We start from the raw sequence: 22,999 nt of genomic DNA on the forward strand, positions 1-22,999 counted from the left end.
TTGCTGAACAGTTGCAATACCGCTAAAATTTAACCTCTGTTTTCACGTTCACCCCCCCTCAAGTGAACTCTGACAAAACTCCTAAAATTCAGAATTAAATTAAAATGACAGATCAACTTAGAAAAAAATTTGAAAACCTACAACTCAATGCTGGGCAAGGCAAGATCAGTGCATTTCTTTCTATTTCCTTAGGCTTTTTGGGTATTCTTGCTGCTTTATGTTTTTTATTCCCCACTGTGCTCACCACACCAGAACTACGCCCGCTATATAGCAAACACTATGATGTTTTCTACTATAGCTTACTGTTTGGTATCGTCCTCAGTGCTGGCTTTGGTACCTATAGTGCGATCATTAAACAGAATAAATATGGTTTTTATGGTTTGTGTATCACCATTTTAACGGCTGTTTTAGGCTGTGGGCTGATCAAAGCACCGACATTGCCCGCACTCCCGTTTTATGCAGGTTTTGATTATTTCGTTATTACCTTAATCATCCTTGCTTTGGTTTTCATACCACTTGAAGGATTCTTTGCAAAGAACACTGAACAGAAAATTCTGCGCGTTGGCTGGGTGACAGACATGAAATATTTCATGTTTAGCCATATTGGCATTCAGCTTTTTTCGTTTTTAACGGTCATGCCTATTCAGTATTGGATCACGCACATTACCAATAACCCGATTGTGCCTTATGTGCAGGCGCAGCCAATTTGGTTGCAGTTTATTGAGTTATTGATCGTGGTGGACTTCACCACCTATTGGTTACACCGTGCGATGCATGAAGTGAATTTTTTATGGCGCTTTCATGCCATTCACCATTCAACAGAACAAATGGACTGGCTAGCCTCTTCACGCTTACACATCGTTGAAGTATTAATGACCCGTTTTATCGCAACCTTACCAATTTTTCTGTTAGGTTTTCATACGTCTGCGGTCTTTGCTTATTTGGTCTTTATTTCGTTCCATGCCATTTTTATTCACTCCAACGTGCGTTTTCGCTTTCCCTATCTGCGCTGGCTGATCGCAACACCTGAATTTCATCACTGGCATCATTCTTCCGAAAAGCCTGCGATTGATAAAAATTATGCAGCCTTTATTCCACTTTATGACGTGATTTTTAAATCGATTTATATGCCTAATCATTTGGCCAGTGTATATGGCACAGTCGGCTATAAAATTCCAAACAGTTTTGTGAAGCAGTTTACTTGGCCATTTAAACGTTATGTGAATAAACTGAAAAAGCGCTTAAACAAAGATAATGAGACTTCCTAACAAAACCAATCGATTAACAATCTCAATAATTGAAGCTTGTCTAATCCCTCACCAAAATAGAAAACCTGTATCTCCGCAGGTTTTCTTTCATTTTCCAAGTCTTGTAAATCGAACTTAAATTACGCTCGCCCTTTAAATTCTTTTACCATACGATCACTCACGTCTTCTGGATAACAAAGTGGCGCAGCACCACCGACTCGATTGTAAGCACTACGTTTACCACACCGACTTCCATTTCTTGCAGTATTGTAAGGACAAGGACAATTTCCCGAATACGTTTGTATCGATTGTTGAATAATTTTTTGCTTAATCGCTTCATCACTTTGCGTGGACTGTTTAGCATCAGCAGAAAAAGTTAAAGTTAAACCAATAAATAATAATATTTTTTTCATAATATCCCTCTACAAAAGAGGCATTCTATAGCACTGAATTTTTATTGAAATATCACATTATTTACTTGAATAATATTTATCCATCTAAAATAGAAATAAAAAACCCACCTTAGGGTGGGTTCCTTCAAATCAGCTCAATCTCTTATAGACGAACCAATTCAACAATTTTATCAGCTAGCTCTTCAACCGCATCTTGAGTAAATGCGACATCTGTACCATCGACAAGGTCAGTCACCACAACCACACCTGTTTCACGTACTAGTGCAACCTGATCAGCAGTTAGACCTGCTTTCGCAATCGCGACCACACCTTGTTGAATTAACAAGTTTTCAAGTACTTGTGCATTTTCAAGTGCTTTCACAGATACAGTTACCGCAGCAGGTTTTTGACCTAAACGTGCAGCACGGTCTTCCGCTGTGACAGGGTTGCTATGCGCAGACCATTCCACAGACTCTTCCACCATACCCGCACCAATCGTCACGTTGTTTAAACGGTCGATGAAGATAAACGAACCTGTATAACGGCTGTCTTGGTAGCGATCAAATACCACAGGCGCATCAAACTCAACCGTGACATTAGCAATGGCGTTCAGCTCAAGACTATCGACTTGTACTTTTTCCAATGTATTGACATTGGTACGGTAGTTAATTGCAGTCACTTTTGCAGGAACAGTTTGCGTGCCCACTTTTAAGTTATACAACTTACCAATCACCAGCGGTTGATCTGCCATCCAAACCACAGTGGCATTGACCGAACGTGAAATTTCTGGCGCAGCTTGATCCGCACGCACAAGTACGTTACCACGCGAAATATCAATTTCGTCATTCAGCGTCAACGTTACGGCTTGACCTGCAACGGCACGCTCTAAGTTCCCATCATAAGTAACGATTTCTTTAACCGTCGACGACTTACCTGATGGTAAAGCCACGATTTTGTCACCTACCGATACATCACCCAGCGCAACCGTACCGCAGAAACCACGGAAGTCAAGGTTTGGACGGTTTACATATTGCACAGGGAAACGGAAATCATTGGTCACTGAACTGCGGTTAATTTCCACAGACTCAAGCGTACCCATCAAAGTTTCGCCTGTATACCATGGCGTATTTGGTGATTTATTAACAACGTTATCACCATTCAATGCTGAAATAGGCGTAAAGATAATGTTGTTTGGCTTACGATCACCCAATTGCGCCACAAAACCTGCATACTCCGTCTGAATTTCATTGAAGCGCGCTTCAGAAAATTCAACCAAGTCCATTTTGTTAATCGCAACAATAATGTTCTTAATGCCAAGTAAGCTGGCAATATAAGTATGACGACGTGTCTGAGTTTGTACACCATAACGCGCATCAATCAAAATAATCGCAAGATCACAGGTTGACGCACCCGTTGCCATGTTACGCGTGTATTGCTCATGTCCTGGCGTGTCGGCAATGATGAACTTACGTTTTTCAGTTGAGAAATAACGATAAGCCACATCAATGGTAATACCCTGCTCACGTTCAGCTTGTAGACCATCGACAAGGAGTGCTAAGTCAGGTGCATCGCCTGTCGTACCGACTTTTTTAGAGTCACGAGTTACTGCTTGCAATTGATCTTCATAAATCAATTTTGAATCGTAAAGCAAACGACCAATTAAAGTTGACTTACCATCATCGACGTTCCCGCAAGTCAGAAAACGTAATAGGTCTTTATTTTCATGTTGTTTTAGATAGCCCAAGATATCTTGGCTAATCAGTTCTGATTGATGAGACATTGCTCAAAACTCCACATATTCTTTAGAAATCGGTTTTAATCTCTTTAATCCCTCTAAATCTCCCTTTGATAAAGGAGGACTTTCCTCCATTTATTTCGGGAGTTCCCCCCCTCTTTTTTAAAGAGGGGCTAGAGGGAGATTTTAGAAATAACCTTCTTGCTTTTTCTTCTCCATCGAGCCCGCTTCATCATGGTCAATCATACGACCTTGACGTTCAGAGCTGGTTGCAAGCAACATTTCTTGGATAATTTCAGGTAAGGTATTTGCCGTTGACTCTACTGCACCCGTAAGTGGGTAACAACCAAGTGTACGGAAGCGTACCGATTTCATTTGTGGAACTTCGCCTTCTTTTAAAGGCATACGTTCATCATCAACCATAATCAGGGTGCCACTACGCTCAACCACAGGACGTTCTGCAGCTAAGTAAAGTGGAACCAATGGAATGCTTTCCAAGTAGATATATTGCCAAATATCAAGCTCAGTCCAGTTTGATAGTGGGAACACACGAATACTTTCACCTTTGTTCACTTTACCGTTGTAAAGATTCCAAAGTTCAGGACGTTGGTTTTTTGGGTCCCAACGGTGTTTCGAGTCACGGAATGAATAGACACGTTCTTTCGCACGTGATTTTTCTTCATCACGACGTGCACCACCAAATGCCGCATCAAAACCGTATTTATCAAGTGCTTGTTTTAAGCCTTGAGTTTTCATGATGTCGGTATATTTTGAGCTACCATGGTCAAATGGGTTAATGCCCGCATCTTTCCCTTCTTTGTTTTGATGTACGATCAAATCAAAGCCATGGGTTTTTGCCATGTTGTCGCGGAAAGCAATCATGTCTTTAAATTTCCAGCCCGTATCTACATGTAGAAGCGGAAATGGAAGCTTGGCAGGATAGAACGCTTTGAGCGCCAGATGCAGCATCACTGCTGAATCCTTACCAATAGAATAAAGCATCACTGGGTTTTCAAACTCAGCAGCTACTTCGCGAATAATATGAATACTCTCAGCTTCAAGCTGTTTAAGATGAGTAAGTCTTTCCTCATTTAATGACATTGACAGCACCAACTCACAAAAATCGTGTACTTATTACACTTTTAAAAATATATATATTCATTATAAAGATTTAGTTATACACACTATTGCTTGTTTTATTATATTTATATGCAAAAACCTCATATAAAACAAAATTGATAAGCCCTATAAGTTTTATTCAACAATTAGATATCCCCAAATAAACTCAAAATATTACATCAACTTCATTCAAAGTATTCAGCCTTCCACGCTTCGATTCTTCATCCATGTTTCTGCTTGGCAATACATCTACAAAGACCTAAAGTCGGTTTCATTTAGGTTCTATGTATATGACTTACCCGACTCGCAATCTAGAAGACTAAAAAAGCAAACTCAATACAAACCAGCTTGTTGATTGTATATATCAACATGATAGCAAAGAAAGTTCAGCTAATTGCACGAACCATAAAAAACCCGCAATGAATGCGGGTTCTATCACTCTCAAATATTAATAATGAAAAACGCGTTTATCCAAAGGTATTTCTATACCAATCGATGCACCCGCATCATTACCATGTAAATCAGAATCACTGAACCAACCATTAATTTTGATTGGTACAAATGGTCTTAAGTAATGTGACCAGGTTAAATCGATAGCTTTAATATCATCTGTTTCAGGAAAGGCTGCATTGGTAATACGGCCAGATTGATTTACCTTCGCAAACAATAATCGACCATTTAGACGGTTCATTGCATCAAATCGAATATCACCACCTAAAGACACCATTTCACCATCCCCACCCATAGCATGCCCAAGCGGGAAGCCATGCTGGTAGTAACCATCGGTATAATTAGTATGGTTATAAGAAATACCAAGAGCATCACGATTAGTTCGAGTATCAGCCCATTCTGTATAAAGTTGATATGGCATGTTTTTAAAAGATGACGAATAATCCACGCCAGCAAGATACATTTTTTTAGAAGGTAAGCCACCAGCTTCATCTTCACCTACATATTGTCCATACAGACTCATAGGTACGTTCAACAACTGCTGAAAATTCAATCGAGCATCAAAACCAGCAACCTGGTTAGATGGATCCGGTTCTCCAGTCCCGCCATTGTCTTTATTACCAACAAAAGCATCCCATAAGGAACTTAAACTTTCAGGACGATCTTCTCCACCCCATTGAAAAGCACGTGAAGCGCCTAATTCTAAATAAGGTAAAGGTTGTGCCGTAAGACGTAGACCCACTAATTTGGCATCAGGCACAGCAGAATAATCATCTAATTGGCCAGCAAATGCTTGATACTGCCAAGGGCCAATCCATGACAACCATTTTGTTTCAAAAGCTGATTGATCTGCACGCTGAGCGGTAAAGCCATAGACTGGGCGACTCGCATCACCTCGTAAAAGGCTCCCATCATGACCTGGTCCCCAATATGTCGGTATCTGGCTAGCAATTAACCATTGATTCCACAATTTTCCAGCTATGTAAGATCCTTCAACATTAACGTCTTGATCGTTGTCAATTTGTGGGTCTTTTTCTCCATTCACTCTAAGGCGAACATCCCAATTTTCACCACCGGCATTAAATTCCAAACCTGCTTGGTACTGTGCCTTTTCTTGATCACCAAAAGCTTACGGAATTTGTTTTTGATCACTCTCAGCAAATAAACGTGCTTTAAACATCGTGTTCTCACGATCGAGATGAACTCGCACTGACTCAATAACTTTTTGCTGAACAGGAGTCGCTACTTTAGCCTGAGACAATACTCTTTGAATTTCATCACCACTCATTGGCCATGTTGATGTGCTAACTTGTATCACACCCTGCTGATTTAACCAGTTTAGATCTGTTCTTAAATTTTGATCATTTAAAACGAGACCTTGAGCAAAGATACTCGTTGTTGCACCCATTAGCACAGCGATTGCAAGTGTTTTTTTTAGAAACATTCCGTTTTATTCTCAGGACTTAAAGCTAAGTGTTACCTTATTTTTTTATCTCTTTTTTACAAGCTTTTCTATTTAGTAATGTTGTAAAGATCAAAAAAAACCCGCAATAAATGCGGGCTTTTATGTTCATATCAAACTTAGTTTTTATGACGCATGTGTGGGAACAGGATTACATCACGAATACTTGCAGCATTAGCGAATAACATGACTAAACGGTCAATACCGATACCCTCACCCGCTGTCGGCGGTAAACCATACTCAAGTGCTTCAACAAAGTCTGCATCGTAGTGCATTGCTTCATCATCACCTGCGTCTTTTTCTGAAACCTGTGCTTGAAAACGCTCAGCTTGGTCAATCGGGTCATTCAACTCGGAGAAACCATTCGCAAGTTCACGACCACCAATGAAGAACTCAAAACGGTCCGTAATGTGTGGGTTATGATCATTACGACGTGCCAATGGCGATGTTTCAGCTGGATATTCTGTAATGAAAGTCGGTTGACGTAGCTGAGTTTCAACAGTTTCTTCAAATACGATGGTTTGAAGTTTGCCCAGACCAAAACCTGGTTTTACCTGTTCTTTCAGCTCTTCTTGCACAAATTTTGCCAAGAATTCACGATCATTGACATTTTCAGGCGTGAACTGTGGGTTGTGTGCAAGAATGGCATCAAACATCGAAATTTTCTTGAATGGACCTTTGAAGCTATACACTTCTTCACCATAAGGCACATCAGTTGAACCCAAAATGTCCAGCGCTAAACGCTCAAGCATATTTTCGGTAAGTTCCATCAAGTCTTTATAGTCTGCATAAGCTTGATAGAATTCAATCATGGTGAATTCTGGGTTATGACGCGTCGAAACACCTTCGTTACGGAAGTTACGGTTAATTTCAAACACACGCTCAAAACCACCAACAACCAAACGTTTCAAGTAAAGCTCAGGTGCGATACGTAAGAAAAGTGGCATATCCAAAGCATTATGATGCGTCTCAAATGGACGCGCTGATGCTCCACCTGGAATCACATGCATCATCGGTGTTTCTACTTCCATGAAGCGCTTTTCAGTTAAAAATGCACGAATGCCTGAAACCACTTTGGCACGGATTTCAAAAGTCTTACGTGTTTCCTCGTTCACAATCAGGTCAAGATAACGCTTACGATATTTAACTTCAGTATCGTTTAGACCATGAAATTTATCTGGAAGTGGACGAAGCGACTTGGTTAAAAGCTCAAAATGTTCAATATGCACATAAAGGTCACCCTTACCTGAACGACCAATATAACCTTTCACCGCGATAATATCGCCAAGATCTAAACTCTTAATAGTTTCTAAGGTTTCTGGTGCTAACTCTTTACGCGCTACATATAACTGGATACGACCCGTCATATCTTGGATCACGATGAATGAACCGCGGTTCAACATCACACGACCCGCTACAGACACATAAACATGCTCTGCTGCTTCAATTTCTTCTTTGCTTTTGTCTTCAAATTGATCTTGTAAGTCTTGCGCATAATGTTCACGTTTAAACGTGTTTGGCCATGGGCTAGTGCCCGTTTGTTTGGCTTGATCTTCAATCTGCTTTAACTTGGCATGACGCTGTGCAATTAAATCGTTTTCGGAAATGGCTTGTTCAGAAGTCGATTGAGCGTTTTGTTGCGTCATCTCTGCCTCGTATATGTATTAAAAAACGGAAGTTGCATAGCATAGCAGAATTCCAGACGAATGAGCATCATCAAAAACCACGCGGTATATAAAAAAGTATACATCCTGTTTATTTCAGAGCTAAGACGCCCACCGTATAAAAGATCTGTCTATTTCTTAGACCAAAAGCTAACTTCATTTCACGGTTAATCCCTCTACAATGGACATTATAAATCGTGGAAAAGTAACCTTTTCTCCACTCATAAAATAATTTAGTTTTTTAATTGAATGATAAATCATGAGCAGATGCGAATCTAAAATTTTGTTTTTGCATGGATTAGACTCCTCTCGCGAGTCCACTAAGTTCCATGCCATTGATGCAAAGCAGAAATTTTGTATCGATATCGATTATCGCTATCTCAATTTTTCTACCGTAGCCAGTTTCTACGACGATATTATTGAAAAAATAAAACCTGAGATTATTGTTGGGCATTGTATTGGTGCGTATTGGGCATTGAAAATGTCGCTGCTGCATCAAATTCCATGTGTGATTGCCAACCCACGCTTAGCCCCTGACTTTCGCGATGATTACCCGAACATTAATGACACTGACTTAGACCACAATGTACCGCAAGTGGCCTACTTGGAGCTGGGAGATGAATTAATTGATATGTATGCAGCACAGGAAATTTTAGAAAATTACATGTTGATTCAAGCAGTTGAAGGTGGACATCACCGACTACTTAAACCTGAAAATATTAATCAACTGATTGAACATCTAGAACAACAATATTTATATAAATAAAAAAAGCCTTGGATGTCCCAAGGCTTTTTAATGTGCTTATGCAGCAACAGATTCTGGTTTCGATTTGTCATCTAACACTGACCAAATCTTTAAACCTAAGTCAGCATGCAAATCAGGCAAATCAAGAAAAATACTGGCACCGAGCACTTCATGATTACATTTTGCCACCAGCTGATTAACGGCTTTTAATGTCCCACCTGTCGCTAAAACGTCATCTACAATAATCACTTTTTGCGATGGAGTATTGGCTGACATTTCTAAGCGGTCTAATCCATATTCCAAACTATAACCGACACCCACCACCGGTGGTGGCAGCTTGCCTGCTTTACGTACCAACAATAAACCTTTACCTAAACGTTGTGCCAATAAGCTCGCAAGCACAAAACCACGCGCTTCTACAGCAACAAAACTATCTACTTCCGCCAACTGCTCAGCAGGAATACTTGCAATTAACGCGTCGGTTAAAGGCTCAATATTGCTCATAAACAATGGTGTTAAATCGAAGAAGCAAATCCCAGGTTTTGGAAAATCTTGGACCGTACGAATGTGCGACCACAACGTTGTAGACAAGTTGTTCATAGGAGATCAATAAAATTTGAAAAGGAATAGATGAATTTTACAGCTTTATCTGTTAAAAAAACAGTCAAGCACTGGCTATGCAGCCGACTGAACAACCAAAATATTTATGTAAGTTATTGTTTTCAATTAAATCATTTATTTAATAAATATTAGGTATAGATACACTCAATATTAAAATAGCAATTTAACTTTGAGTTTACAGCACGACCTTAGTCTATACATCAATAATTTTATAAGGCTAGCTGACTGAAAAAACGCATCTTTTTTAGATGTAATTATCTATAACCTTCACACATTCGCAAAACGCGATCTGGTTTTAAATGATACGTTTTGTCCTGATCATCGCTTTTAGCCGATAGATTCAATCATTAAACTCCGATATTTACTTTACATTCGTATTAGAACTGCGTAAAAATTTAGATTAGCGAAGTATGCTAACCACTCAGATGAGTAGCAGCTTGCGTAATGGATTATTTTGCTGAACCCTTTCTTGTTCAGCGTTTTGGAGAGTCAAATGAAGAAGTATCAATGCATCGTTTGTGGATGGATTTATGACGAAGCAGAAGGTTGGCCACAAGATGGCATCGTGGCGGGAACGAAATGGGACGATATCCCTGACGATTGGACTTGCCCAGATTGTGGCGTGTCAAAAATCGATTTTGAAATGGTTGAAATCTAATTCATAGTGTTAAAGACCATGCAGCATGGTCTTTTTTTACGTCTTTAAAATAATCTCTGGAGAACCTTATGCATCCCATCGTCATCATTGGCTCAGGTATGGCAGGCTATGCTGTAGCACGTGAATTTCGCAAGCTGAACCCTGAACAAGAGCTGCTTATGCTATGTGCAGATGATGCGACTAATTATGCCAAACCAACATTGTCCAATGCCTTTGTTGCCAACAAAGCGCCTGAACAGATTGCTTTGGGTGATGCAGAGAAAATGGCAACACAACTGAAAATACAGATTGCCACGCATACTTGGGTGAAAGAGATTCATGCTGAACAACAGCAGTTAACCCTTGTTAAAGATGGCGCTGAATCTACACAGCCGTACTCTCAATTGGTTTTAGCGGTAGGTGCAAACCCAATTCGCTTAGCCATTGCAGGTGATGGAAGCAATGACATTCAAGTTGTGAACAATCTAGACGACTATAAAGCCTTTCGTGCAGAACTTGAAAAGCGTGCAGATAAACGTGTAGTCATTTTAGGTGCAGGTCTCATCGGCTGCGAATTTGCCAATGATTTACAACATACAGGCCATCAAGCTACCGTCATCGACTTGGCAAACCAGCCTTTGGGCCGTTTATTGCCAGCGCATGTTTCAAGTGCCTTTAAAGAAAACCTTGAAGCAACGGGTATTCATTTTGTCCTTGGCACCACAGTTGAAAAAGTGTCTAAAATTGAAAATGGTGACTATGTTGTGACCTTGGCCAACGGTCAGTCTTTAGTTGCCGATGTTGTTTTATCTGCAATTGGCTTACAACCAAGCATTTCCCTTGCAAAAGAGGCAGATATTCAAACCAGTCGTGGCATTTTGACCAATACACAACTTGAGACCAATCAGCCGCATATCTACGCGGTCGGAGATTGTGCTGAAGTCAATGGACTCTTGCTACCTTATGTCATGCCAATTATGCAGCAAGCACGCGCTTTAGCGAAAACCTTAAATGGCGAGACCACTGCGGTGCATTACCCTGCTATGCCTGTAGCAGTTAAAACACCCGCTGCGCCGCTCACTGTTTTACCTGCACCAATTGATGCAGAGGTGAACTGGGAAACTGAGGAATTAGACGATGGCATGATTGCCAAAGCCCTAGACAGTCAAGGTACACTTCGCGGCTTCGTACTGCTCGGTGCAACCGCAGCGAAACAACGTTTAGCATTAACAAAACTGGTTCCAGACTTGATTCCAGCACAGGTTTAGAGTTTAAATAAAAGGACATTTATAACAATAGATGTCCTTTATGTGAGGATTACAATAATGAATAGCGCACTCCAATATAATCTTTCACCCTATACCTCTTTCATGCGCGAAACCAAAGTCGACTTAGGCAATGGTATTGAACTCCATGTCGAAATCGGTGGCGAAGACCATCATCCGACCATTGTTTTGATCATGGGTTTAGGAGCACAGCTCTTATTTTGGCCTGATTTCTTCTGCAAATCTCTGATTGATCAAGGATTCCGTATCATTCGCTTTGATAACCGCGATATTGGTTTATCTTCAAAAATTAAACATCAAGGGCCACGCTTAAATACCCTCAAACTAATGGGGCGCTTTGCTTTAGGTTTAGATAACCGTGGTGCACCTTATGACTTATATGACATGGCTGACGATGTAGCACTACTCTTAGACCGTTTAGGTTTAGATGAAAGTTATGTGATTGGTGCATCCATGGGTGGTATGATTGGGCAAATTCTAGCAGCGCGTCATCCACAGAAGGTCAAAAAGCTCGGCCTAATGTTCACCAGTAACAACCAACCTTTACTGCCGCCGCCTTTTCCAAAGCAACTCTTTAGTCTAATTGGTCGACCTGAATCGACCGATGAAGAAGGAATTGTGAGCCACTCTTTGAAAGTGTTTAAGATCATTGGCTCGCCTGATTATCACAATCCAATCGAGTCAATTCAGACTTCTCGCAAATTATATCGCCGAAGTTATTACCCTGCGGGTGTACTTCAACAGTTTTTAGCAATATTATGTACAGGTTCTTTATTGCAACTGGACAAACAGATTCAACAACCGACCCTTGTGGTACACGGTTCGCGAGACCGTTTACTCCCGCCTAGTCACGGAAAGGCCGTTGCAAAGGCAATTATGGGCGCTAAATTTGAATTAATTGATGGAATGGGGCATGATATCCCACCGCACTTCATTCCAAATCTTAGCGAATTATTTGCACAACACTTTAAATCATAATCATTAGGACACTATGGCTGCATTACCATCCTTAAGACAGCTGTCATATCTCGTTACACTGTCAGAAACGCTGCATTTTACTGAAGCTGCACGCCGTTCATTTGTAACCCAATCGACTTTGTCGGGCGGGATTATGGAGCTTGAACGCCTACTCGGTGGCGTACTTGTAGAGCGTGATCGTCAAAATGTGCGCTTAACTCCTCTAGGCGAGCAAGTCGTTGCTCGTGCTCGTGTTCTACTGGCAGATGCTCAAGACCTGATGCGTTTAAGCCGAGAAATGAGCGAGCCTTTAACTGGTGATTTACATCTAGGTGTTATTCCAACCATTGCGCCATTTATTCTGGCGCAATTGTTAGATGAAGTGCATAAGCAACTCCCTAAAATTCAACTACATTTGCACGAAGCGCAAAGTGAGAAAATTGTAGAGAAACTCGAACATGGCAATTTAGACATGGTCGTTTTGGCTCTACCTTTTGATACACGTGGCTTAAAAGTTGCTGAAGTCGCAAAAGAAAGTTTGTTTTTGGTCTGCAATAAATCAGATATCGCAAGCCAAGCCAAATCGCTGGATGACTTAGACCTTTCACGCTTAATGTTGCTTGAAGAAGGCCACTGCTTACGTGACCACACTCTAAGTGCCTGCCCAATTGGTGAGCGTAAAAACGATCATCGTTTAAAAGCGAGTTCTTTACCGACCCTTGTGGAAATGGTATCGGCTGATCTTGGTTTTACCTTATTACCTGAAATCGCAATTCATACAAATATGATTAAAGCGAATCCAGATTTGATGGTTAAACAAATTGAAGCCGCTCCAAGCCGTATCTTGGCTTTGGTAACACGTAAAAGTACCCCGCTACAAAGCGAATTTGATGTGCTATTACAAATCCTGCAAAAAATTACTCAAGATCTGCATTAAGCTTATTTTAGTGCATAAAAAAGGAGTCAAACATGACTCCTTTTTTTTGTGCCTGAATCTTTTTAGACTCAAGCACCCCTAAAATTATTTAATCACATCTAGCAAATAACGCTGCGCATTATGCTCGGTTTCGCCTTCAGCTGGCGTCGAACGAAGCCAAGTTCCATCACCCTGTAGTAACCAAGCTTGTTGATTATCCTGTAAATAGGTCAACAAACCTTGCTGATAAATACGTTTTTTCAAAGCAGGATCCTCAATTGGGAAACAGGCCTCAACACGATTAAATAGATTCCGATCCATCCAGTCGGCACTCGAACCATAAATACGCGCATCGCCATTATTACTAAAATAGAAAACACGGGTATGTTCTAAGAAACGCCCCACGATTGAACGTACACGAATGTTTTCCGAAAGCCCTGGCAAACCTGGACGTAGACAACAAATCGAGCGAATAATGAGATCAATTTGTACACCTGCTTGTGATGCCTCATACAGCTTATTGATCAGTTGCACTTCGGTTAGTGCATTCACTTTCACAATAATTTGTGCTTTCTTACCTGCTTTGGCATTGGCAATTTCATCATCAATAAAGTTGATCAGTTGAGCATGGAGCGTAAATGGCGCATGAAGTAACTTTTTCAGCTTCGCCATTTTCCCCATACCTGTCAATTCTTGGAAAATACGGTGTACATCTTCACATAACTCTTTATCGGTCGTGAGCAAGCCATAGTCGGTATAAATTCGTGCATTAGCCGCATGGTAGTTACCTGTTCCCAAGTGCACATAACGAACAAGTTTATTATTTTCGCGGCGTACTACAAGAATCATTTTGGCATGGGTTTTATAGCCCACAATGCCATAAACAACCACTGCACCCGCTTCTTGCAATACATTCGCCACTTCGATATTTGACTCTTCATCAAAACGCGCACGCAGCTCAATCACCGCGGTGACTTCTTTCCCATTACGCGCCGCTTCTGCTAGGACTTGTACAATTTCAGAGTCTGCACCACTGCGGTAGAGGGTTTGTTTAATCGCCAACACCTGTGGGTCACGTGCCGCTTCACGCAACAAGTTAATCACAGGTGCGAAAGACTCAAACGGATGATGTAGTAAAATATCCTGTTTCTGCATTGCAGAGAACATGCTTTCCGACTTTTTCAACACTTTAGGAATAACAGGAATATGTGCGTCATACCGTAGATGTGGGCGTTTAAAATTGGACAATAAACGCGCCAAGTTCACAGGTCCTTCGACTTTATACAACTGCTCTTGATGCAGATCAAATTCATCTAGCAAGTAGTTATAGATATGTTCTGGACAGTTTTGGGTAACTTCCAAACGTACTGCACGTCCGAAACGACGCGAACTTAACTCACCTTTCAGTGCTTTGGCTAAGTCTTCCACATCTTCATTGAGCGCTAAATCAGCATTCCGTGTGACACGGAACTGATAACAGCCAGTTGCTGTCATCCCTGGGAACAAGTCAGAAACATGCTCATGGATGATAGCTGAAAGCATCACATGATGCTCTTTTCCACCTGTGAGTTCATCCGGTAGACGAACCACACGTGGCAATGAACGTGGTGCAGGAACAACGGCCAAATCAATCTGACGACCAAATGCGTCTTTCCCTTCCAAAGTCACGATAAAGTTGAGACTTTTATTCACTAAACGCGGAAATGGATGCGCAGGGTCAAGGCTAATCGGTGTTAAGACAGGTGCGACCTGTTCTTGGAAATATTTCTTCACCCATGAAGACTGTGCAGGCGTCAGTTCCCCACGGCGTAAGAAGCAAATGTCTTCCTCACGCAGTTTTGGCAAAATTTCATCATTGAGAATACGATACTGACGTTCAATTGCAGCATGTGCAGTTTGCGAAATTTGATCGAGTACTTGGCGTGGGGTTAAGCCATCGGGGCTACGACTTTCATTACCCAGATCCAACTGTTCCATGACGCCAGCAACACGAATTTCAAAGAACTCATCTAAGTTACGTGAAAAAATCAGTAAGAAATTCATCCGTTCTAGCAGCGGATGTAAAGGATCTACGGCTTGTTCCAATACACGTAAATGGAAATCTAATATCGATAACTCACGGTTAATATAGCGATCGTTATACGCGTATTCAGGTTGTAGTATTGGAGATGTGCTTGCTGCCGTATTCATAGCTAACCTTTGATTATTTGAATGCGTTTTATCATGATAAGTATGCTTCAATTTTGTGACAATTTCATAAAAAAAAGCCCATAAATTTGGGCTTTTTCACATCAATCAAATTAAGGGATATCGCTATAGCGCATATACTTTCGAATCATGCGCTCGCGGTTTTGCAACTTACGGTCATTTTGATGGTCTTGGTAGTATTTCGGATTGGGTAAAATGGCCGCTAAAAAGACCGCCTGCTCTCGGCTTAAGCTACGTGAACTTTTACCAAAGTAGTGTTGGGTTGCAGCTTCCACGCCATAGATATTATCGCCAAACTCCACCGAGTTTAGGTATACCTCTAAGATGCGTTCTTTGCTCCACATCCGTTCCATCATCCAAGTTGCAACAGCTTCTTGACCTTTACGAATGAATGAACGCTTGTTATATAAAAATAAGTTTTTGGCCAATTGCTGAGAAATTGTTGAACCGCCCGCAACCACTTTGCCCGTGTCATTATTACGCTCAAGCGCCGCTTGAATCCCATCCCAGTCAAAACCATGATGTTGCATAAATTTGCCGTCTTCAGCCGCAACAATGGCTTTTTTCATGTACTCACTGATCTCGTCATAATCACGCCATTCGTGTTGAATGGGTTTAGATGGCTCAGACCAATAATCAATCCGCATAAACATGGTGGTTTCCACTGGCTTGTAACGCCACCACGCAAGACTTGCAAAAATCCACAACTGTACCAAAAGCACGAAGCTGACAACGACTAACAAACTACGAACAATAAAAGCTTTCATGCCAGTGGCTTACTCCAAAAATCATTTTTATTCATGCTAAGCTTGGGCAAATATAGCAAAATTTTAGCAAGAATAGCATGACCGAGCTTACACCTCCGCAAATCAAAACAAAATTCGACGTACATTTATGGTGGATTACCGCCGTCATTATTGCTGTGAATGTTGGGCTGTTTTTTTGGCAAGTCCTGCATGGCATGGATGTCAGCAATCCAAGTACAGCTGATGCCATACGCTGGGGAGCAGACTATGCACCGCTCACCTTCTTGGCTGAACCGATGCGTTTATTGAGCAGTATGTTCTTTCATTTTGGCTTGGTTCACCTCATGTTGAACATGTGGGCGCTGTATATTTTTGGCAGTGTGCTGGAGCAAATGTTTGGACGTGTCTATTTTCTTGCGCTATATGTTCTTGCGGGTCTCATGGGTAGCTTGCTCAGTGGTTATATCGCCATTCAAGAAAGTTATGAACTGATTCGTATTGGGTTAGCAAACCCTGAACTCTTGCCTCGTGTCGGTGCAGGGGCTTCAGGTGCCGTCATGGGACTGGGGGCAGCACTGACGGTTCTATCGCTACTGCCGATGCTCCCACAGCAACGTTTTATTTTAGATAAAAAGACTTTACTCATCGTGATGGGAATCAACTTAGCCATGGGCTTTATGATTTCAGGGATTAACAATGCCGCACATATTGGCGGCATGTTGATGGGTGCTGTTTTGGCGGCACTTTGGTATCTCTCCCAAAAGGCACAGCAGCGTTGGATTATGCCGCTGAGCCTTGTTTTGGCGGCCTGCGGTTCGTATTGGTTTTACTTACACTGCCAAAACCTTGTGGTCTATATTCAACCCTTATGGTCAGAAGTGTTAATGATGATGCGTCAACAGCTCAATTTCTAAGATTCAACACTTAACGTATTAAGAGATCAATCACGATTGATTGATCTCTCTCAAACTTTGTAAAGGTGGAATATCACTGAGATAACTTAAGCGATAACGCCCAATCAGCGCGCAGAGTAAGGTCATGAACAGTGGTAAAATGAGCCAGATTTCCCAGTGTGGCTGAATGGCTAAGCCCATGCGATAACATGCTACCGCACTTATCGCTTCAGCAAATAAGCAAGAAACCACACCTGCCATAAAACCAATAAAGCCTATTTCTAGACTGAGCATGCTTCTGAGTTTTTGCTTGGAACCCCCAAATGAGCGTAACAACGCCACTTCACGTTTGCGCTCATCCATGAGTAAGTTCAGGCAAGCAATTAAAACCAGAATACCTGAAATACTCACTAAAACTGCAAGGATCGTGACAATCTGCACCAGCACCGTCACGATGCGCTTAATTTCATCTAAAATTAAACTGACATCAATAAATACGGTGTTGGAAAATTGCTGAATAATGCTGACCAATTTCGCTTTGTCAGACTCAGGCACATAGAAACTACCCAAATAACTGCCCGCATTTTCATCCATAGTTTGGGGCGCAAAAATAAAGAAGAAGTTTGGGCTAAAACTTTCCCATTCTACAGTTCGTAAGTTTGCCACTTTGGCGTGAATGACACCCTCTGGTAAGCTAAAGGTCAGTTGATCCCCCACTTTTATCCCAAGCTCTGTTGCGGTATTGGCTTCTACCGAAACTTGTCCTTTTGCTGTGAGTTTTGATGCCCCAGAGACAATTACATTATCTTTAGGATAATTGTCAGCTTGAGTCAAATTTAATTCGCGGCGTAAGGAATTATTTTGCTTGACCAAATCCGCAGCAAAGGGCTGTCCATTTTTGGCAATCAGCCTGCCCCGAATATTGGGATAGAGCGGTGTACTGTTCCATTGGTTCTGCTCAATTTGTGCTTTTAACTTAGGCATGTCAAAAGGTGGTAAACCATATACAAACTGATTCGGGGTTCCCTCAGGAATTTGCTGCTGCCAACGCTCTAATAAATCAGTGCGTAGCACGGCTAAGACCGTAATTAAACTAAGTCCCAAAGCCAAAGCGGTAATCTGAAATGCAGTTTGATAAGGTGTGCGAACATAAGCAGAAACCGCATTTTTCAAGCCACGCAGAAACTTCAAACTCAGCCAGACTACAGCGTATAACACTGCACATAGAATGATAATTGCCCCAATCACCATGGCTGTCAGTACCATGTTTTCAGTCAGAACGATACTAAACAGCACCAGACTTGCCGTTCCTGCGAGCAACATCCAAAACATAGACGAAACCGATTTTTCTTGACTGCGAATGATTCGGATCGGTGGCGTATTTAACAGTTCCCAAAAACTCGGCAAGACAAAACCCAGAAGCACTACGGCACTGGTCAACATAGCAATCGGAATCGGCCCGAGCAGCATATCCCACGCTGAAAACGCAATACTTAAGTGTGGGATCAGTTGTAACATCAACTGTAACAGGCCATAGCCCAGCCCTACCCCCACTGCACTCCCGACCAACATGGCAAGCAAAAACACCACACCCAACAAACTGAGGTAAGCCCAGAGAATTTGTGACTTCGCCGCCCCCATACAACGCAATAGCGCAATGTGATCTTGGTTTTGTTGTACAAAGCGCTGACTGGTCAAAGCAATCGCAATTCCACACAGCAAAATCGTTAAAATATTCGCTAACTGCAAAAAAGTGTCCAAATTTGCAATTGGTTTCATTAAGCGGGTATTACCCTCACTAGCATTGCGTAAGCGTAAGCTGTTTTGTGGTTCTTCCGCATTAGGACTTTGAGCTGCCGCACCAGCATCTTCAGAAGATACATTTTGCTTCTTAAAATTTGCTTCAAACTGCTGGGTATTTTGTGCGGTACCTGCCATCAGTAGACGATAGTCAATACGACTACCGACTTGTATGGCATTAGTCTTGGTAATATCCGCTTCAGAAATAATCACCGTCGGTGAGAACCCAGAAAAACCTAACTCTTGATTGGAGTCATGCTCAATCAAGCCTGTCACCTTGAAAGTACCATCTGCAATATTCAGCTGATCGCCCAGTTTAACCCGTAGCAAATCCATAGCACGTTGACTCAACCACACTTCACCTGAAGCAATATGCTTCGCCGCAGGCTGAATACGTAACTCTCCGCGCAGAGGGAAGGCTTGATCGATGGCTTTGACATTGACCATAACAAACTGATCATCGGTATATGCCATCGAACTAAAGACAGTGACTTCTGATTGTTTTAAATCGAGAGCTGTCGCTTGCGCTTTCCATTTCGGATCGAGCTTTTGACTGTCCGTTAAAACCAAATCCCCTGCTAGCATCTCGGCGGCTTGCAGCGCTACGGCATTTTGAACTTGCTCATTACTAAACTTCAGCGCGGTCGTCGCACTGATCGCGAGAATCAATGCAATAATCAATAAATACACACCGCTACTTTTAAAACTTTGCTTCAGTAAGGGCTGAAATAGAGAATTCATTTTATCCTCCCGTTCGAGGATGTTCGATCAACTGACCATCGAGTAATTCAAAATGACGCTGGCACTGTTCTGCAAGCGTATGGTCATGCGTCACTAAAATGAGAGTCGTACCCAACTCACGGTTCAATTGAAACAATAATTGCTCAATTTCTCGCGCAGTTTGACTGTCTAAGTTTCCTGTTGGTTCATCGGCAAAGATAATTTTTGGTTCAGCAATCAGCGCACGGGCAATTGCGACGCGCTGCTGCTCCCCACCCGAAAGTACCTTCGGTGTTTGGGTGGCCTGTCGCTCTAATCCAACTTTTTGCAACAAACTCAAAGCGCGTTGCTCCGCTTCAGCGAAGTTAAATGATGCATGAAGCCGTAACGGCAGCATCACATTTTCAACAGCAGTCAGGTGTGGTAGCAGTTGAAAGGACTGAAACACAAAGCCAATATGCTTTAAACGCACCTGTGCACGCTGTTCTTCATTGAGCTTGGAAATACTTTCACCACAAACGATTAACTCACCACCGCTAGCCTGATCTAAGGTCGCCAAAATACCCAGTAAGGTAGACTTTCCTGAACCTGAACGTCCTGTAATTGCGACTTGTTCACCTGCTAATATGCTCAGACTCAAATCTGAGAAAATGGTCAGTTCTTTTTGCGGAAGTTTAATCTTTTGTGTCAGTTGCTGGGCAGAAATAATCACTTGTGGCATGATGCTTACATCACTATGAACTTGGGTCATAACATCCCTATATGCAAATATTCGTGCAAAATCGCAAATTTAAAAAACGTATCAGTTCATACTTGGTTTTGCTTGCACTGTGCCTAAGCCCCACTTGGGTTTTTGCAAAAACCGTGATGGTTTTAGGAGATAGCATTAGTGCAGGTTATGGCATAGAACCACAGCAAGCATGGGTAAATTTACTGCAAAAACGGTTAGACCAACAGTATCCGAAACAACACAAAGTGGTCAATGCCAGTGTGAGTGGTGAAACCACCAGTGGCGCTTTGGCTCGTTTACCCAAACTGTTGCAAACGCATAAGCCAAATGTGGTGGTGATTGAGCTTGGCGGGAATGATGGGCTGCGTGGTCAACCACCTCAGATGATTCAAAAAAATTTAGTGCAACTGATTCAACAGAGTCAAAAAGCCAATGCCACCGTGGTTGTTTTGGGAATGAAAATGCCACCAAACTATGGCACAGCCTATAGCAAGGCATTTGAAAATAATTACAAAGTGGTTAGTCAACAATACAAAGTGAAATTACTGCCCTTTTTCTTAGAAGGTGTAGCGGGAAATAAAAGCCTGATGCAAAAAGACTTGGTTCATCCAAATGGCAAAGCACAGCCTATTTTATTAAATTTAGCTTACCCCTATATAAAAGGCGCTTTATAAAGCGCCTTTTATTCTGATCATATCCGCTGATCAGAAGTCAAAAAAAACCACTTCACCACTTTCAAGTGAATACTCAGCACCTACCACTTGTAACTTGCCTTTGGCAATCAAACTTTCAAGCACAGCTGAGCCATGACGTAACTGATTTACAGAGGCAAATACATTTGAACGCACCGCATGTTTAGACAGTTTGCATAAGTCATGTTTCAGTTCAGTTTGCATCAAGGTTTCAACTGAAGGACGGACACGGTTTACAATCGACATCAGGTTTGCAGACGGTGGGCTATCTGGGTTCATCAGGGTGTCAATGGTGGCTTGAATCGCACCACAATGGCTATGACCAAGTACCACAACGACCGCACAGTCATAACGCTCAGCAGCAAACTCAACACTGCCAACCTGTGAAGGTGCAACTACATTTCCTGCAACACGAATAACAAACAGATCACCCAAACCTTGGTCAAAGACCATTTCTGCAGGCACACGAGAATCAGAACATCCGAGTACAATCGCAAATGGATTTTGGTCTTCCGCCATCTCTGCTCGTGCTTGGTGAGACAATTGCTTATGGTGGGTTGTCTCACCCGCTACAAAACGTTGGTTACCTTGTTTTAGACGGCTTAAAGCTTCTTGAGCTGTTAGCATTCCCTTTCCCACTCGGTTGTTATTAAGTTGGACTAGTTTAATCCCAGCGAAATTGATTGTCACTTGCAAAAAACATAGCGGCTTCTTTTTTTGCTTAATTTTGAAGTTGCATTTTATATCAATAAAACCATTACACAGTTCACACTTTATCAAAATGCCGCATATCCTTTCAAATAAATAATTAATGACATTTGCATGAAAGCGATTAGAATCAAACAGACCTGTAAATAAACATAAAAACTATTCAAAATCAGAGCATTTTTATCTTATTCGGTCAGTTTTTTTATTCATCTCCGTTTAAGGATGAACCATGATGATGCGCTCAAAATCCGTCTTGAAACAAAGTCTAAAGGCCAGTCTATTCGCCTTAGCTTTGTCATTTCCTTTCGCCAGTCATGCGGTCGAAAATACCATCATCAAAGACAAACTCAGTTTACAAAGCTACCTTCTACAAGAACGCGTCACCGCCGGCTTAAAAACCAAAACACTTAAAGTGGATGATATCGTTTGGAGCTATAACGAAGGCGGTGCAGTTGATAAACCAACGATTTTGCTGATTCATGGTTTTGCTGGAAATCGAGACAATTGGAACCGTGTGGCACAGTTTCTAACCCCCTATTACCACGTAGTCATCCCCGACCTTCCAACCAACGGCGACACCAAAGTCCCAGATGATTTTGATCTCTCTATGCCAAATGTCACTGAGCGCTTACGTCGTTTTGTTGAAGCCATTCATATACAAGATAAGCTGAATGTTGCTGGACATTCCATCGGTGGTTCTATTGCAACCCTGTATGCCGCGCAATACCCTTTTGACACGCAAAGTTTGTTTTTATTAAACAGTGCAGGCATTTATAAAAACGCCAACACCAACTATGCCAAAGACCCGCATTATTTAAAGCACTTGATTGTGAGCAAGCCGGGCGATTTAGATGATGTGATGCAACGTGTCATGCAAACCCCAATCAAAATGCCCTATTATTTAAAACGCGCCCAAGAAAAACAGTTAATTACTCAGGCTGAAAAAAACAGTAAAGTGATTGATCAATTGGTGACCTTGAACCGAATTTATACCACTGACTCCTTTGCTAGAGTGACCCGAAATATTGAAGCACCCACCCTCATTTTGTGGGGTAAGCAGGACAAAATTATTAATGTCGAAGTGGCGAATGAGCTCAAATCTTTATTGAAACGTGCTGAAGCTCCTGTCATCCTTAACAATGTTGGTCATATGCCACTTTTGGAGGCAGAACAAGCAGTTGCACAGCACTACCTGCCTTTTCTTGCAAAAACACAAAAGTTAAAAAATCCATTGGCTGATAAACTGATTCCACTAAATTAATTTTGTTGAG

The 22,999-nt window shown here is 41.7% G+C and carries 19 protein-coding genes and 1 pseudogene; 9 read left to right on the plus strand and 11 right to left on the minus strand.

Features of this window, described 5'->3' with window-relative positions; translation table 11 throughout:
- Positions 1-104: 104 nt before the first annotated feature.
- A complete protein-coding gene (locus tag AC4CU2_RS11645) occupies positions 105-1,268 on the plus strand; it encodes a sterol desaturase family protein (RefSeq protein WP_490768853.1) in 1,164 nt (387 codons plus the stop codon).
- 119 nt (positions 1,269-1,387) lie between these two features.
- Here the strand turns inward: AC4CU2_RS11645 and AC4CU2_RS11650 are convergent, their stop codons facing one another.
- From AC4CU2_RS11650 to lysS, 5 genes and pseudogenes are all read right to left on the minus strand, one after another.
- Entirely contained in the window at positions 1,388-1,660 is a 273-nt protein-coding gene (locus tag AC4CU2_RS11650; protein ID WP_490768854.1) for a hypothetical protein, read from the minus strand.
- Between the two features lie 142 nt (positions 1,661-1,802).
- Positions 1,803-3,419 (minus strand): sulfate adenylyltransferase subunit CysN, encoded by a 1,617-nt coding sequence (gene cysN, locus AC4CU2_RS11655; protein ID WP_183173998.1) that lies wholly within the window; start codon positions 3,417-3,419, stop codon positions 1,803-1,805.
- 141 nt (positions 3,420-3,560) lie between these two features.
- The gene (gene cysD / locus AC4CU2_RS11660; RefSeq protein ID WP_004694369.1) at positions 3,561-4,475 is read right to left on the minus strand and encodes a sulfate adenylyltransferase subunit CysD; all 915 of its coding nucleotides are present in this window, start codon (positions 4,473-4,475) and stop codon (positions 3,561-3,563) included.
- A gap of 466 nt (positions 4,476-4,941) precedes the next feature.
- Positions 4,942-6,387: pseudogene (locus AC4CU2_RS11665) on the minus strand (capsule assembly Wzi family protein).
- Positions 6,388-6,524: 137 nt separating this feature from the next.
- On the minus strand, positions 6,525-8,051 hold the full coding sequence (gene lysS, locus AC4CU2_RS11670) for a lysine--tRNA ligase (protein ID WP_490768855.1): 1,527 nt from the start codon (positions 8,049-8,051) through the stop codon (positions 6,525-6,527).
- Positions 8,052-8,328: 277 nt separating this feature from the next.
- Between lysS and AC4CU2_RS11675 the strand changes: the two genes are divergently transcribed.
- Positions 8,329-8,835 (plus strand): YqiA/YcfP family alpha/beta fold hydrolase, encoded by a 507-nt coding sequence (locus AC4CU2_RS11675; protein WP_125281203.1) that lies wholly within the window; start codon positions 8,329-8,331, stop codon positions 8,833-8,835.
- A gap of 36 nt (positions 8,836-8,871) precedes the next feature.
- Here AC4CU2_RS11675 and AC4CU2_RS11680 read toward each other — a convergent pair whose 3' ends face one another.
- The gene (locus AC4CU2_RS11680) at positions 8,872-9,414 is read right to left on the minus strand and encodes an adenine phosphoribosyltransferase (RefSeq protein WP_490768856.1); all 543 of its coding nucleotides are present in this window, start codon (positions 9,412-9,414) and stop codon (positions 8,872-8,874) included.
- 514 nt (positions 9,415-9,928) lie between these two features.
- On the opposite strand from AC4CU2_RS11680, the gene rubA reads away from it, so the two are divergent.
- From rubA to oxyR, 4 genes are all read left to right on the plus strand, one after another.
- Positions 9,929-10,093 (plus strand): rubredoxin RubA, encoded by a 165-nt coding sequence (gene rubA, locus AC4CU2_RS11685; protein ID WP_004694381.1) that lies wholly within the window; start codon positions 9,929-9,931, stop codon positions 10,091-10,093.
- Between the two features lie 68 nt (positions 10,094-10,161).
- A complete protein-coding gene (locus AC4CU2_RS11690; RefSeq protein ID WP_490768857.1) occupies positions 10,162-11,340 on the plus strand; it encodes an NAD(P)/FAD-dependent oxidoreductase in 1,179 nt (392 codons plus the stop codon).
- 57 nt (positions 11,341-11,397) lie between these two features.
- Positions 11,398-12,336 (plus strand): alpha/beta fold hydrolase, encoded by a 939-nt coding sequence (locus tag AC4CU2_RS11695; RefSeq protein ID WP_004694383.1) that lies wholly within the window; start codon positions 11,398-11,400, stop codon positions 12,334-12,336.
- A 13-nt stretch (positions 12,337-12,349) separates the two neighbouring features.
- Complete coding sequence (gene oxyR, locus AC4CU2_RS11700; RefSeq protein WP_004981021.1) at positions 12,350-13,252, plus strand: LysR family transcriptional regulator OxyR; 903 nt, start codon at positions 12,350-12,352, stop codon at positions 13,250-13,252.
- Between the two features lie 84 nt (positions 13,253-13,336).
- On the opposite strand, the gene ppk1 is transcribed toward oxyR, so the two are convergent.
- Both ppk1 and mtgA read right to left on the minus strand, forming a co-directional pair.
- Complete coding sequence (ppk1, locus tag AC4CU2_RS11705) at positions 13,337-15,421, minus strand: polyphosphate kinase 1 (protein ID WP_490768858.1); 2,085 nt, start codon at positions 15,419-15,421, stop codon at positions 13,337-13,339.
- Between the two features lie 110 nt (positions 15,422-15,531).
- Entirely contained in the window at positions 15,532-16,206 is a 675-nt protein-coding gene (gene mtgA / locus AC4CU2_RS11710) for a monofunctional biosynthetic peptidoglycan transglycosylase (protein WP_004694386.1), read from the minus strand.
- A 77-nt stretch (positions 16,207-16,283) separates the two neighbouring features.
- Between mtgA and AC4CU2_RS11715 the strand changes: the two genes are divergently transcribed.
- Positions 16,284-17,099, plus strand: a complete 816-nt coding sequence (locus AC4CU2_RS11715; protein WP_490768859.1) for a rhomboid family intramembrane serine protease — start codon at positions 16,284-16,286, stop codon at positions 17,097-17,099.
- Between the two features lie 30 nt (positions 17,100-17,129).
- Here AC4CU2_RS11715 and AC4CU2_RS11720 read toward each other — a convergent pair whose 3' ends face one another.
- Complete coding sequence (locus tag AC4CU2_RS11720; protein WP_490768860.1) at positions 17,130-19,619, minus strand: ABC transporter permease; 2,490 nt, start codon at positions 19,617-19,619, stop codon at positions 17,130-17,132.
- 1 nt (position 19,620) lies between these two features.
- A complete protein-coding gene (locus tag AC4CU2_RS11725) occupies positions 19,621-20,349 on the minus strand; it encodes an ABC transporter ATP-binding protein (RefSeq protein WP_087010517.1) in 729 nt (242 codons plus the stop codon).
- Between the two features lie 11 nt (positions 20,350-20,360).
- Here AC4CU2_RS11725 and AC4CU2_RS11730 point away from each other — a divergent pair, with 11 nt between their 5' ends.
- The gene (locus tag AC4CU2_RS11730) at positions 20,361-21,002 is read left to right on the plus strand and encodes an arylesterase (RefSeq protein ID WP_126035831.1); all 642 of its coding nucleotides are present in this window, start codon (positions 20,361-20,363) and stop codon (positions 21,000-21,002) included.
- 30 nt (positions 21,003-21,032) lie between these two features.
- Here AC4CU2_RS11730 and AC4CU2_RS11735 read toward each other — a convergent pair whose 3' ends face one another.
- Positions 21,033-21,647, minus strand: a complete 615-nt coding sequence (locus AC4CU2_RS11735; RefSeq protein ID WP_004981036.1) for a carbonic anhydrase — start codon at positions 21,645-21,647, stop codon at positions 21,033-21,035.
- Between the two features lie 310 nt (positions 21,648-21,957).
- Here AC4CU2_RS11735 and AC4CU2_RS11740 point away from each other — a divergent pair, with 310 nt between their 5' ends.
- Entirely contained in the window at positions 21,958-22,989 is a 1,032-nt protein-coding gene (locus AC4CU2_RS11740) for an alpha/beta fold hydrolase (protein ID WP_348959608.1), read from the plus strand.
- Positions 22,990-22,999: the final 10 nt, after the last annotated feature.

The sequence above is a fragment of the Acinetobacter sp. 797_lipA genome (assembly GCF_058243025.1).

Excerpts from the sequence above, each read along its gene's own strand:
- mtgA (WP_004694386.1), bottom strand. The coding sequence starts at position 16,206 with ATGAAAGCTTTTATTGTTCGTAGTTTGTTAGTCGTTGTCAGCTTCGTG.
- ppk1 (WP_490768858.1), bottom strand. The coding sequence starts at position 15,421 with ATGAATACGGCAGCAAGCACATCTCCAATACTACAACCTGAATACGCG.
- oxyR (WP_004981021.1), top strand. The coding sequence starts at position 12,350 with ATGGCTGCATTACCATCCTTAAGACAGCTGTCATATCTCGTTACACTG.
- cysN (WP_183173998.1), bottom strand. The coding sequence starts at position 3,419 with ATGTCTCATCAATCAGAACTGATTAGCCAAGATATCTTGGGCTATCTA.
- lysS (WP_490768855.1), bottom strand. The coding sequence starts at position 8,051 with ATGACGCAACAAAACGCTCAATCGACTTCTGAACAAGCCATTTCCGAA.
- AC4CU2_RS11730 (WP_126035831.1), top strand. The coding sequence starts at position 20,361 with ATGCAAATATTCGTGCAAAATCGCAAATTTAAAAAACGTATCAGTTCA.
- AC4CU2_RS11740 (WP_348959608.1), top strand. The coding sequence starts at position 21,958 with ATGATGATGCGCTCAAAATCCGTCTTGAAACAAAGTCTAAAGGCCAGT.
- AC4CU2_RS11680 (WP_490768856.1), bottom strand. The coding sequence starts at position 9,414 with ATGAACAACTTGTCTACAACGTTGTGGTCGCACATTCGTACGGTCCAA.
- AC4CU2_RS11695 (WP_004694383.1), top strand. The coding sequence starts at position 11,398 with ATGAATAGCGCACTCCAATATAATCTTTCACCCTATACCTCTTTCATG.
- AC4CU2_RS11720 (WP_490768860.1), bottom strand. The coding sequence starts at position 19,619 with ATGAATTCTCTATTTCAGCCCTTACTGAAGCAAAGTTTTAAAAGTAGC.
- AC4CU2_RS11690 (WP_490768857.1), top strand. The coding sequence starts at position 10,162 with ATGCATCCCATCGTCATCATTGGCTCAGGTATGGCAGGCTATGCTGTA.
- rubA (WP_004694381.1), top strand. The coding sequence starts at position 9,929 with ATGAAGAAGTATCAATGCATCGTTTGTGGATGGATTTATGACGAAGCA.
- cysD (WP_004694369.1), bottom strand. The coding sequence starts at position 4,475 with ATGTCATTAAATGAGGAAAGACTTACTCATCTTAAACAGCTTGAAGCT.
- AC4CU2_RS11675 (WP_125281203.1), top strand. The coding sequence starts at position 8,329 with ATGAGCAGATGCGAATCTAAAATTTTGTTTTTGCATGGATTAGACTCC.
- AC4CU2_RS11650 (WP_490768854.1), bottom strand. The coding sequence starts at position 1,660 with ATGAAAAAAATATTATTATTTATTGGTTTAACTTTAACTTTTTCTGCT.
- AC4CU2_RS11725 (WP_087010517.1), bottom strand. The coding sequence starts at position 20,349 with ATGACCCAAGTTCATAGTGATGTAAGCATCATGCCACAAGTGATTATT.
- AC4CU2_RS11735 (WP_004981036.1), bottom strand. The coding sequence starts at position 21,647 with ATGCTAACAGCTCAAGAAGCTTTAAGCCGTCTAAAACAAGGTAACCAA.
- AC4CU2_RS11645 (WP_490768853.1), top strand. The coding sequence starts at position 105 with ATGACAGATCAACTTAGAAAAAAATTTGAAAACCTACAACTCAATGCT.
- AC4CU2_RS11715 (WP_490768859.1), top strand. The coding sequence starts at position 16,284 with ATGACCGAGCTTACACCTCCGCAAATCAAAACAAAATTCGACGTACAT.